11 protein-coding genes are annotated in these 12,218 nt (G+C 44.8%); 1 reads left to right on the top strand and 10 read right to left on the bottom strand.

Annotated elements, in window-relative coordinates:
• Positions 1-10 precede the first annotated feature (10 nt).
• From H2R00_RS01250 to nikA, 8 genes are all read right to left on the bottom strand, one after another.
• A complete protein-coding gene (locus H2R00_RS01250) occupies positions 11-1,018 on the bottom strand; it encodes an AraC family transcriptional regulator (protein ID WP_154994526.1) in 1,008 nt (335 codons plus the stop codon).
• 334 nt (positions 1,019-1,352) lie between these two features.
• Positions 1,353-2,708 (bottom strand): MATE family efflux transporter, encoded by a 1,356-nt coding sequence (locus H2R00_RS01255; protein ID WP_182070313.1) that lies wholly within the window; start codon positions 2,706-2,708, stop codon positions 1,353-1,355.
• Between the two features lie 60 nt (positions 2,709-2,768).
• Positions 2,769-3,599, bottom strand: coding sequence for a MerR family transcriptional regulator (locus H2R00_RS01260; protein ID WP_244958263.1), 831 nt, complete (start codon positions 3,597-3,599; stop codon positions 2,769-2,771).
• 312 nt (positions 3,600-3,911) lie between these two features.
• Complete coding sequence (gene nikE / locus H2R00_RS01265; protein WP_182070314.1) at positions 3,912-4,730, bottom strand: nickel import ATP-binding protein NikE; 819 nt, start codon at positions 4,728-4,730, stop codon at positions 3,912-3,914.
• Positions 4,731-4,771: 41 nt separating this feature from the next.
• Positions 4,772-5,590: a nickel import ATP-binding protein NikD gene (gene nikD, locus H2R00_RS01270; RefSeq protein WP_154994495.1), complete on the bottom strand. Its 819-nt coding sequence runs from the start codon at positions 5,588-5,590 to the stop codon at positions 4,772-4,774.
• Between the two features lie 15 nt (positions 5,591-5,605).
• Entirely contained in the window at positions 5,606-6,439 is an 834-nt protein-coding gene (gene nikC, locus H2R00_RS01275; RefSeq protein WP_182070315.1) for a nickel ABC transporter permease subunit NikC, read from the bottom strand.
• A complete protein-coding gene (nikB, locus tag H2R00_RS01280; protein ID WP_182070316.1) occupies positions 6,436-7,380 on the bottom strand; it encodes a nickel ABC transporter permease subunit NikB in 945 nt (314 codons plus the stop codon). The genes nikC and nikB overlap by 4 nt, the downstream gene beginning before the upstream one ends.
• 9 nt (positions 7,381-7,389) lie before the next feature.
• Positions 7,390-9,015 carry a nickel ABC transporter substrate-binding protein gene (gene nikA / locus H2R00_RS01285; RefSeq protein WP_182070317.1) on the bottom strand — a complete coding sequence of 542 codons (1,626 nt, stop codon included), beginning with the start codon at positions 9,013-9,015 and terminating at the stop codon, positions 7,390-7,392.
• Positions 9,016-9,303: 288 nt separating this feature from the next.
• Here nikA and H2R00_RS01290 point away from each other — a divergent pair, with 288 nt between their 5' ends.
• The gene (locus H2R00_RS01290) at positions 9,304-10,353 is read left to right on the top strand and encodes an NAD(P)/FAD-dependent oxidoreductase (protein WP_182070318.1); all 1,050 of its coding nucleotides are present in this window, start codon (positions 9,304-9,306) and stop codon (positions 10,351-10,353) included.
• Between the two features lie 73 nt (positions 10,354-10,426).
• Here the strand turns inward: H2R00_RS01290 and desR are convergent, their stop codons facing one another.
• Positions 10,427-11,026 (bottom strand): two-component system response regulator DesR, encoded by a 600-nt coding sequence (desR, locus tag H2R00_RS01295; RefSeq protein WP_154994485.1) that lies wholly within the window; start codon positions 11,024-11,026, stop codon positions 10,427-10,429.
• A 19-nt stretch (positions 11,027-11,045) separates the two neighbouring features.
• Positions 11,046-12,158 carry a two-component sensor histidine kinase DesK gene (gene desK / locus H2R00_RS01300; RefSeq protein ID WP_182070319.1) on the bottom strand — a complete coding sequence of 371 codons (1,113 nt, stop codon included), beginning with the start codon at positions 12,156-12,158 and terminating at the stop codon, positions 11,046-11,048.
• Positions 12,159-12,218 lie beyond the last annotated feature (60 nt).

The raw sequence follows: 12,218 nt of genomic DNA on the forward strand, positions 1-12,218 counted from the left end.
TTCTCCTATTCTAGTTAAGTCCATTCAGCCGGGTTTGCTTCCTCCAATTAGAAGGAGTCTCGCCTTCCCAAAGGCGGAAGGCCCGGTAGAACGAGTTCTGATCTTCATATCCAATCAGAAAGGCGACTTCTTTAATATCGAGCGAAGGGTCTGCCAAGTACTCCCGCGCCTGTTCATGTCTGACTTGGGTCAACAGATGTTTAAAGCTAGTGCCTTCGTCAGTAAGCCGGCGCTGCAAGGTGCGGCCGCTCATTCCCAATTCGCTCGCGACAGTCTGAATGTCGGGGTGCCCTCCTGGAAGTGTGCGTTTCATGATCCACTTGACCGCTCCGGTGATTGAAAGGCTATTTTGCTGATCATTCACCGATTGATCCAGCACGGGAGTCAGAATCTCCAGCAACTCTGCGTTATACGAGACAAAGGGGCGGTCCAAATCTCCTCGATCCAGCGTCAGCCGGCTGCGATTTGCACCGCTCCGGATACGGCAGCCGAAGTATGCTTCAAGTGCCTGCAAGTCGCCCATTGGGTGTGAAAACTCGACTGACTTTGCTGTCAAAGGCAGACCTGTGCCCCTGCGCCCGAGCTCCAGAAGAAATGCCAGCGTAATGCCGATCAAGAGCGGTGGACCGGGTTGCTTATCATCCAACCATTCCAGTTCGATTGCACAGTGCTCACCTTCCTCAGTGATACGCAAGTTTTCGGGAGGGCATAGTTGTTTGTAGCGGGCCATTCGCTTTAAAGCGTCACCGTAGTCACGGGCATGGTAAGCCGCTAACACAGCCGGAGGGTAATGTGCCGGCTCAAAGCCGGCCGCAAGCTTGATGATTCCCTTGGAAACGTCATCAACAAGATCGGAATACGCCTGCCAGATGGCGAAGTATTGGGTAGTCGTGACAACTGGTTCAGTCATCACGGTGAGCGGCAGCCGGGCTTTTCGAAGCACGTCAGGGGCGTTAATTCCTAATTGACGCAACCCTGCCCAAAACCCTGCCGGGAATTTAATTCGAGTGTGAGACATCATACGTATGAGCACTCCTTTAACTTTCTGCACCTTCGCTCGTTTGGTCGTCATTCCGTCCTGCCTTGTTGGCGGGACAGTTATAACTTTACCTATTCATTGTCGGACTGTAACTAGCAAAGGGCGACATTTAACTTGCCGATTACGCCGAACGTGTCAGCTCGCCATATGCGTACGAAGGCTGTGACAAGCAGGCGCCTTTAATCTATCATGACCTTCAAATAGGGGGGCATTAAACAGCACAAGTATTTCTTTCGCATCATGAATTTCAATCTTCAATTGATGAATTCAGTCCTATAGGACAACAAGCCGGGAGAATCTCCCGGCTGTAAGATCATCCCTTCCCGATAGCGGGATTTCCTTTTCCCATCACATGTTTTCTTGCAATGAAAAAGAGGAGGACAGCGACAAAAAACTCGGAAAGCGGCAAGGATAGCCAAACTCCCGTGACGCCAATAAACTTAGGCAATATCCAAAGCAGGATGAAAAGGGACACGAAGCTTCGCAATATAATGATAACAACCGACGAGCCGGCCCGGCCAATGGATTGAAAGTAACTCATATAGACAAAGTTATAGCCAAGGAAGACATAGCCGATAAAAAATAGGCGGATTCCATCAATGGCCAGTTGCTTGATTTCGGTTGATTCTATTCCGAATAAGCCTACAAGGAATGGTGCAGCCCCCCAGCCGATAACGAGCAAAAGAATACCCAGGATAACAGCGGTCTTCTCCCCAATCTTCATGCTGCTTTTGATTCGTTCGCTTTCTTCAGCACCATGATAATAGCTAATCAGGGGCTGAAGTGCCATTTCAATGCCGAAGAATGACAGGAACATGAACCCGTGAAGGTAGTTAATGACTGAGAAGGCAGCGACTCCTTCCGTGCCTGCCAGGCTGACCATTGCCAGGTTATACCCTGTTACAAATGCGAGGAGCCCAGCCTCTGCCAGAAAGCTTGGAAACCCGATGGCAAAGATGTGCATAAGGGATTTCCAAGACCACTGAAACGCCATCTTCCTCAGTTGCGCTTGACGGTTAAAGAAGTGCAGGGATAATACAAGCAGTCCGGCGAATCCGCCAAGCACTGTTGAAATCGCAGCGCCTGTTACTCCCAAGTTCAAAATCATGATCGTATAAAAATTCAGGATGATATTCACAATCGATGTCGTTGCAAGAGCCATCATCGAAAGCTTCGGACTGCCGTCATTCCTTACAAAAATACTTAAGACCTGTTCTAATGCGATGACCCAGCCGAATAAAAACATGACGCTTAAGTACTCTATGACGTAAGAAGAGGTATCGGAGTTTGCTCCAAGCCATACCGAAACGGCTTGAATGTTGAGAAGCCCGAACACCCCTAAGAGCACACTGATGATAAACGTAGAGGCGAGAGCCAATGAAAAGACGCTGCTTGCCATCTGAGGGCGATTCTCCCCGATGCTGATGGAGTACTTCGTTGCTCCGCCTATCCCAATCCACAGAGCGATGGCCATTATTAAAGAAATAACCGGATAGGAAAGGTTCACTCCAGCCAGTGCTGCGGTTCCAATGCCATTTCCCACGAATAGGCCATCAATTAAAATATTCGCTGACATTAGGATCAATCCAAGCGTTGCAGGGATGAAATATTTAAAAAACACTTGATTTACTGGTAATTTCATTAGCTGCTGATGTGTTTCTGTCATCATGTATTCCTCCTATAATGAGCTACAGGAGTATTCTAAACCTTCAAGTTACTTGAAGGTCAATCAAAACTTTGTCACCGGAATTTGGATTAAAGTGACAAAATGATCTGACTCCTTGATGACGGCGTCATCAAGAAATGAGATTTCAACAGGGATTCCCGCCAGCTCGTATCCCTCCTCCTTCAGCTGGCTTAAAACGAGCTGATAACTTTTCCTGATGTCCTCGTAGGGCCCAATATGGGGGTAACTCGCATACAACCCTTCGTTTAAATAGTCTTCACTGTCTCCCTCGTGCAGCAATTCAAATACGCCGATATATTTTACCGGTCCTTCTTGCTTCAAGCTCTCCATATCAACGATTGTTCCAATGTCTCCGGTGAAGAAGCCGTTATTCTCGATCGACTGGCTTGAAAGCGTTTCTTTATCCTTTAAATAAATGTCGTCGCCTTCCTCCATCAGGTCGACAGGCTTGTCAAAATACAGGTAGGAAATAGCCCGTTTTGGGAAATACTGAAATGTTAAAGCAGGGTGTTCGGCAAGTTTTATTCCTTCTTCGATTGTGGAAATTTTGTTTTCGATTCTCGCCGCACTGCGTTGGAGCCGAAAAATTTCCGTCCTGACTTCCTCAAGCTTCTTCTTCAAAATTTCCATCGTTGTTTCCGGAGTCCTTTTATCTAACTGATGCTGAATGTCTTTTAACGAAAATCCATTTTTCCTTAAAAAAATAATCGTATCCAGAACCTGAAATTGTTCAACACCATAATATCGATAGGATGTTTCAGGATCGGTATACTTTGGCCTGAACAGCCCGATTTCATCATAGTAACGCAGAGTCGATGCGGGCAGCTTGAAAAGTCGCGCTACTTCTCCCACACGGAATCGATTGTTCATCATTTTTCACCTCATTTGTTGGTTTTAGTGATATCGGCAATTACAGAGCTATTCGGTTATCGGATTTATGTATAAAGTCTACTTTTGACATTAGGTGAAAATACATGCCTGGTCAATAAGGAACCGCAGCCTGAAAAGAGGCTTTATGGCTAAACCAATCTTTTATCGTGAAACAGAACCGAAATAGATTTTCAAAAATAAATGAGGGCTTCATGATTGGAAGCCCTCATTTCCCATATTTATTTTTCCCTAACGGATGAAAAACGTGAATACAGTTTGGTTAAAGAAGCTCATTCAGGAAAAGTCCCGGCAAATTTATTGCTGAACCGCCCTTGTTCCTATCGAACGAAACCGCGGGTGCTCTGCCAGTATGGAACGCTTCATTTCTTTTACAACCGGGTGGTCTGATTTTAAAAATCGATGTTTCTCGTAAAGCCCGGCCAATTGCCCGTGATCTAGTACACCTAGTGTATCACTTAAGTGATAGGCGGCTTTTAAATCATGCGTAATAAAGAAATACGACATTCCAAAATCGTCTTTGAGCTCTTTTAACAAATCCAATATAAGCGTTTGGGTTACCATGTCAAGGCTGCTGACAGACTCGTCCAATACGATCAGCTTCGGCTTGAGCGAGACTGCTCTTGCAATATTAATCCGCTGCAATTGGCCGCCGCTGAATTGGTGCGGATATTTTGTTAAATCCTCTTCAGTTAAGCCTACTCGTTCCAACAGCTCGATAATGGTCCGTTTTTGCTCGGCGATGGTGAGCCTTTCATAGTTTTCTAGCGGTTCTGCTATAATTTGTTCCGCTGTCATTCGCGGGTTAACGGACGAATATGAGTCTTGAAAAACAGCTTGAAGGTCGCGGCAGATTTTCCGCCGGATGGATTGATCTGCTTTATATAGATCATGACCTTGAAAAAAGATTTGGCCTGATTGAGGCCGTTCCAAACCGAGGATCACTTTTCCTAATGTGCTTTTCCCAGCCCCGCTTGGTCCAAGCATCCCTAAGCATGTGCCTTCCTCAATCGAAAAGCTGACATTGGAAAGGACTTGTTTCGATTGAATTTTCGATTTGAACAATTTACGCGCTGTATAATGATGAGTGACTTCTTTCACTTGTAATAAACTCACTTGTTCACCCCATATCAAATGCCGGTCTTCTTCATACCGACTCAAGTGGCAAGTTGATCTATTGGCAATGTCAACCGTGCACTTAATAGCCTCTTTGTATATTCATGCTTTGGTTCATCAAACAGCTGAAACACATCTCTATTTTCTACAATCCTGCCATTCTGCATCACAGCAACTTCATCCGCCATTTCAGCAATGACGCCCAGATCATGAGATATAAGCAAAATCGCCGTGCCGAAGTCAGAGCGTATGCCGTCTAAATATTTCAGCACTGTCTTCTGATTATACACGTCGAGTGCAGTGGTAGGCTCATCCGCGATGAGAATGGCCGGCTCTAAGCATGCTGCAATTGCAATCATGACCCGTTGAAGCATTCCGCCGCTTAATTGAAAAGGGTAAGAATGCAAAAGCTTAGCAGGGTGGGGTAAGTTCACATGGTGCAATGCTTCGGTCGCAAGCTCTTTCGCCTGTTTCTTGCTAAAAGATGTATGAGAGCGAATCGATTCGGTCATTTGCTGGCCTATCGTAAAAACGGGTGTAAAAGCGTTCATCGGATTTTGCATGATATAGGCAATATCTTTGCCGCGGATTTTACGCATTTCCTTATCTGCTAATCCGTTCAATTCACGGCCTCGTAATGCAATACTTCCTTCCACCTTGGTTGTTTTTGGATCAAGCGTCTGAAGAATAGACATGCTCGTTACCGTTTTTCCGCAACCGCTCTCTCCAATCAGGCCAAGGACTTGGCCGCGCTTCAGTTCAAAATTGATGTCTTGCACAAGGGTTGAATGTCCTTTTTGATTGTTAACCTGTACATGTAAATCTCTGACTTGAAGCACTGTTGATTGTTCTGTTCCCAACTTCCTCATTCCTTTTTAAAATCGACGTTTGACACCGTATTTATCTGATAAGGTTTCGCCCAATAAATTGAATGTCACAACCACAACCATGATCATCACCCCTGGATAAATCATTAACTCGGGGTTCGTCCGAATATACGATTTACCTTCATGAATCATCGCTCCCCATTCAGCTGCCGGGGGCTGCACGCCTAATCCGAGAAAAGACATAGCGGAGATATCCATAATGGCCCAGCCCATTTCCAACGTACCGATGACGACGAGGGGTGGGAGGACATTAGGAATGATATGATTTTTAATAATTTTCCATTGTGAAGATCCATTGATTTTTGCCGCCGCAATAAAGTTCTCCCCTTTCAGACTCAGCACCATTCCTCTGAAGATTCTCGCATAATAGACCCATTGCACAAGCATGAGGGCCAGAATGACTTGAGGAAGTCCAGGACCGAATATGCCCACCAGGCCAAGAACTAAAATTAAGTTCGGAAAGGCCATCACACCATCGCAGCATCTCATTAACAGCTGATCAATCCATCCGCCTTTATATCCTGAAATCGTCCCGACAATGAGGCCGATAAAGAGTGAGGAAATGAAAATGAGCATCGCGAATCCCAGAGAAATTCGGGCGCCGTACAAAAGGCGGGATAAGTTGCATCTTCCCAGATGATCCGTTCCTAAAGGAAACTCCCAGGATGGAGGCTGCAGCTTATATACCAAATGGACTTCAGCAGGATGATGCGGCGCAATCCAAGGGGCGAATACAGCGATGATAAAAAGGATGGTTAATATGATGGTGCATATCGTGACCACTTTCTGGCTTTTAAATATCCTGCGTATACTCATCATCATCGATGCTGCCCTTCTTTCCTTGAAATGCGCGGGTCAATATACATTTGAATGAGGTCAACAATTAAGTTGCTCAATATAAAAAAGGTGGCGGCTAAGAACACATAGCATTGAATGACAGGGATGTCCCGATTGAAAATGGCCTCAATAAAATAACGGCCAAAGCCTGGCCAAGAAAAAACGACTTCAACAATAATTGTGCCGGTGAGCAGCTTGCCAAGGTTCATTCCCAGACCCGTAATCATCGGAGAAATGGCCATTCGCAATACATGTTTGGCCATAATGTTCATCTTCGTCATTCCTCTTATGCGTGCAAATTGAACATATGGTTCTTGCAGGTTTTCGATGACACTTGCACGGAGCAGCCTTGTATACATCGCAATTAAAGGAAGCGCCAATGTCATCGCCGGCAGTACAAGATGCTGCCATGTCCCGATTCCCTCCACCGGCAAAAGGTCTAATTGAACAGAAAAGAAAAAAACCAGCATATACCCTAACCAAAAAGTCGGGACGGATGCCCCGAAAAAGGAAATGAAGCGGCTGATATGATCAACTGCACCGTTTCTTTTGATTCCCGCTAAAAAGCCGAGCGGCACACTGACAAGCACCGCGATTAATAAACTCCCAAGCGCGAGCTCGATCGTCGCCGGCATTCGGTGTGCAACTTCGTCCCAAACCGGCTGATTCGAAACATAAGATATGCCAAAATCAAGTTGGCATATCTTCAAAACAGAGTTTACATATTGAATAAAGAATGGCTGATCCAAGCCAAACTCATGTCTTTTTTGCGCTAAAATTTCATCGGTTGGCTGGATATGTGCTGCGGCTAAATATGCTTCAGCTGGGTCAACCGGTGAGAGATGAATCATTCCAGTTGTCAGAAGTGCAGCTAAAAGAAACACTGGAATAATAGACATGATTCGTTTCAATATATAGTTGCCCATAAAAGCCTCCTAGTGTTGCTGCTTGATGCGAATCCCTGTAAATGGATGTTCGTCACGGTTAGCAGGGAACGTAAAGTTGCTGATATTCTTTTGATATATCGCGGTCTTTTTAATATAAGAAATAGGAACGATGGCGCCCTGGTCTTGAAGTGATTTTAAAATAGATGAGTAGAGCTCCTGCCGCTCTTTTTCATCAGTCGTTTGAGGTACCTTTGCCATCTGCTTGATTAGCTCGTCCTTGTTTGGATAGGCTGAGATCGCTTCATTAAATCCGAATCCTTTGGAGGCGACAATGTTTAAAAATGTATGCGGGTCATAAGGCGCACCATAGTTGCTAAAGAAGTTCATATCAAACTCATTCGCTTTAAACCGTTTGACTTGGGTTGCCAATTCTACACCTTCAAGATTCAGCTTTACCCCGATCGCTGCCCATTCTGCTTGCAGCGTTTCAGCCATTGTTTTTTGAATGGATTCCGCTGAATCATACATTAAACTAAATTCAAGAGGCTTTCCGTCTTTCTCGCGCACCGTCTTTCCATTCGGAAGCTTCCAGCCTGCCTCATCTAATAGCGCTTTCGCTTTTTCTGTATCATAGTTGATTTGCTTCACATCAATATCAGACGTGTATGGGAAGTCTGTCGGCAAAATATGATCTGCTTTTTCTTCTAACCCGGAGGTGATGCCTTTCACCATAGCTTCTTTGTCAAAACCATAGTGCAGGGCCTGCCGCACGCGTTCATCAGAAAGCTGTTCTTTTTTCGTATTCATGACAAGCTGTCTTGTAGCCACTGGTTCAGAAAGGCTTGTTTCATATTGGCCTGTCGATTGCAGCTGCTTGTATGCATCCAAACTGATAACGCCTTCGCCGTAAATGAGGTCGAGCTCGCCTTTTTCAAATGCAAGCACCCTTGTTTCGGCGTCCGGGATGACTTTCACCTTGATTTTCTCGACTTTTGGCTTTTCACCCCAATAATGTTCATTGCGTTTAAAAACCGCATATTCATCAGCTTGACGCTCTTCCAATACCCATGGGCCCGTCCCTACCGGTTTTGCGACACCCTTTGATGTATCGCCGTCTTTAGGGAAGCCCGCTTCTCCCAAAAACCGGACCGGCCGTACAACGGCTAGTTCCTGAATGGTTGGGTAATATGGTTCAGTTAATGTCAATTTAAATGTATGGTCATCGATCACTTCTGTTTGGGCTATTTTTGAAATAAACCCTAACCAGCTATGTAACTCAGTATGTTTTAAAATGGAATCAACATTCTTTTTCACAATTTTTGCATTAAACTTTGTTCCATCTGAAAATTTTACATTCTTACGCAAATGAAACGTATACACTTTACCGTCACTTGATATATCCCAAGATTCGGCTAAATGCGGTTTAAGCTTTCCTCCCGCTTCATAGGTAACCAAAGGTTCATATACCATCGACTGGGCAAATAATTGGGAAGGATTATACACATGCGGATTCATTTCGCCTATATCTCTAGGCCAAGCCATTGTGACCATATTTTGATGAGCTTTCTTCTCTGTTGAATTTCCTGAGGTTGTACATCCAGCTAATAAAATAGAAAAGGCGAGCAACAATAAAAAAGTAATTTTAATTTTCAAACTAATCCTTCCGCTAAGCATGCTTTGTTTCCTCCTAAATGAAGTTGATAATCATTTTCATTTTATGCAGGGGGCATACCCTTGTCAATGTAAGATATAGGAACTGCCTAAAAGGTGCGGAATAGGGGAGCGGCGGCATCCCGTGAAGAACGAGCGGAAAGAGGGAAAGACAAAATTGAAGTGGGCGAAGAATGAACTTTTTATTAAAATGGATTGTAAAAACGAAGCAATCAAAGTACACTTAATGATAATGATAATCATTTACGTTTGGAGTTGTAAACTCATGACATATACCGGGAGTGAAGAGCGATGAGCAGAAATGAAGTGTTTGATGTGACCGTTATCGGCGGGGGGCCGGCTGGGTTATATTCCGCCTTTTACAGCGGACTGCGGGGAATGAGAACAAAGATTATTGAATATCAGCCGATGCTGGGCGGAAAGGTTCACGTTTATCCTGAAAAAATGATCTGGGATGTCGGGGGACTAACGCCGATTTCCGGAGCCAAGCTGATCGAACAGATAGTACAGCAGGGGTTAACGTTTCATCCTGAAGTGCTGCTGAATGAGAAAGTCGAATCGATTGCCCGCAATAAAGAAGGGGTGTTTGAATTACATACGGCTGCCTCAGGGGTGCATCTGTCCAAGACGGTCATCGTTGCCGTGGGCGGTGGCATCCTTAATCCGCAAAAGCTTCAAATAGAAGGAGCAGAGCGTTTTGAAGTGTCCAACCTGAATTATACGGTCAAATCACTGCAGCATTTTAAAGATAAAACGGTCATTGTATCAGGCGGCGGTAATTCGGCTGTCGACTGGGCCAACGAGCTCGAACCTGTAGCGAAAAAGGTCTACCTCGCTTACCGCAAAGATGCGCTCAGCGGGCATGAGGCCCAGGTGGATCAGCTTCTGAACAGCTCGGTGAGCTGCTTCTTCCATACACAGATTACCAAGCTGATCGCTTCGGAAGATCATGAGGTGATCGAACGGGTCGAGCTCACGAACGCTCAAACCGGTGAGGTGATGGAGCTGCCTGTCGACGAGGTGGTTATCAACCACGGATATGAACGCGACACCTCGCTGCTGGAGAACAGCCAGCTTGATATTACCCGGGTTGATGACTATTATATTGCAGGTACTGCCAACTGCCAGTCTTCCGTGCCCGGACTGTATGCGGCGGGGGATATTGTGCATTACGAAGGCAAGCTGCACCTAATCGCCGGAGCGTTTCAAGATGCGGCAAACGCGGTCAACAGCGCCAAGCGCTTTATTGATCCCGAAGCACACAAGAGTGCGATGGTGTCATCGCATAATGAGGTTTTCAAAGAGCGCAACCGCGAGCTTGTGAAGAAGATGTTCGTGTAGAAAAGGACTATTTTCGCCCGTGGGAGCGGCTGATTCGTCAAGAGGATCTTGGAGATATAGCAAGGTCCTCTTTTTATTTAAACCAGCCTTTTTCCTTTGAACGAGTTATGGCTTCGATCCGATTTTTCACCTCAAGCTTTTCAAGAATCATTGAGATATAATTACGTACGGTTCCGCTTTTGATGCTGAGTTCTTGGGCGATTTCTTTTGTGTTTTTTCCGTCAGCCACAAGTTCGAGCACTTCTTTTTCTCTATCTGTGAGAGGGTTGGCCTCACTGTACATGTCTTCCATCAATTCAGGCGCATAGATCCGCTTTCCTTTCATGACGCTTCGAATGGCGCTCACAAGCTCTTCGCTTGGGCTGTCCTTTAACAAATAGCCTTTAACACCTGCTTTAATGGCTCGCTGAAAGTAACCGGGGCGGGCAAAAGTGGTTAAGATAATAATGTTGCAGCCTGTATCCTTTAATTCCTCAGCAGCTTCAAGCCCCGTCTTTCCCGGCATTTCAATGTCCATAATGCACACATCAGGCTGATGTTTTTTTGTGAAATCAACGGCATCCTGTCCGGTTGTGCCTTTGCCGACGACTTCCATATCATCTTCTAAATTCAGAAGCGATCCTAAAGCGCCCAAGAGCATTTGCTGATCTTCTGCAATAAATATACTAATCATGTAAGCCATCCTTTTTTGTTTATTTTGAGTTATTAGGAATTGACATGGTAAGCTTGGTGCCGTTTTTTGTATCAATGTGAAGGCTTCCGTTTGCAAATTCAAGCCGTTCTCTCATGCCAAGCAAGCCGTGTCCTTTTGAAAAGTACTTCTCTTCGCCTTGAAACGTTCCATCGTCAGTCACTGTAATGACAACTTCTTTCCAGAGCTGTTGGATGTCAACGCGGCAGGTCGTAGCCTGACTGTGTTTGACGACATTAGTGACAGCTTCCTTTAAGCACATGCTCAATATGTTTTCATTAAGCAATGAGATATTTTCCGGCAATTTATCTTCTTCATAGATAAACGCAATGCCGGCTGCTTCAAGAATTTGTTTAATGTTCATGATTTCATCCTTGAGCCTGATGCCTTTCATGGAGGATACGATTTTTCTGACTTCATTTAAAGAAGTTCTCGCAGTTTGCTGAACGCTTTTCAGTTCACGCACGGCTTGATCGGGATCTTTGTAAATTAATTTTCTCGCCAAGTCGCTTTTTAAACCGATAAGAGACAGCTTTTGTCCAAGTGTATCGTGGAGGTCGCGGGCAATCCGCTGCCGTTCTTCTAATTTAACCAAATTGGCAATCCGTTCATTAGCATACTCGAGCTTTTCTTCCAGGTGTTCGCGCTCCTTGCGGCTTCTAATACTGAACGGTAATAAAATCGCACTGATAAGGGTGATGACCACAAATGGAATTTGTGTCAGAAAAAATTCCTTTTTTAAGACGAGACTGAAGTTGGCAGCGACGGCTGCGCTTATTAAATGGACGTAATATAAAATGTGAAATGGGACTCGTTTTTTAATGTTCCCTATAAAATATGCGATAAAAAAAGCAAAATAAATATAGCTGAACAGCATAATCGAAGCGGTTGAAATGCCGATTAAAATAAACGCCCACAAATAAACGTCCCAGCCTTTTGAGACAAAAGCAAATCTGTATACCGCAAAAAATAAAAGTGTCAAAATGATGCCGACGACGATAACAAGTGTAGATGATGATTGCATGATAAAGTAGAAGGGAAGGATGAAAAATATCGTCCATATATACGGAGAGATCCCGTTCAGTTTTTGAAATGTAAAATGCTTTTTGACCATGATATAACCTCATTTTCAGCTTTTCATCTTTAAAGTAACTTTACCATTGCCAGAGCCGGA

The organism is Bacillus haynesii (assembly GCF_014042035.1).
GTDB lineage: Bacteria > Bacillota > Bacilli > Bacillales > Bacillaceae > Bacillus > Bacillus haynesii.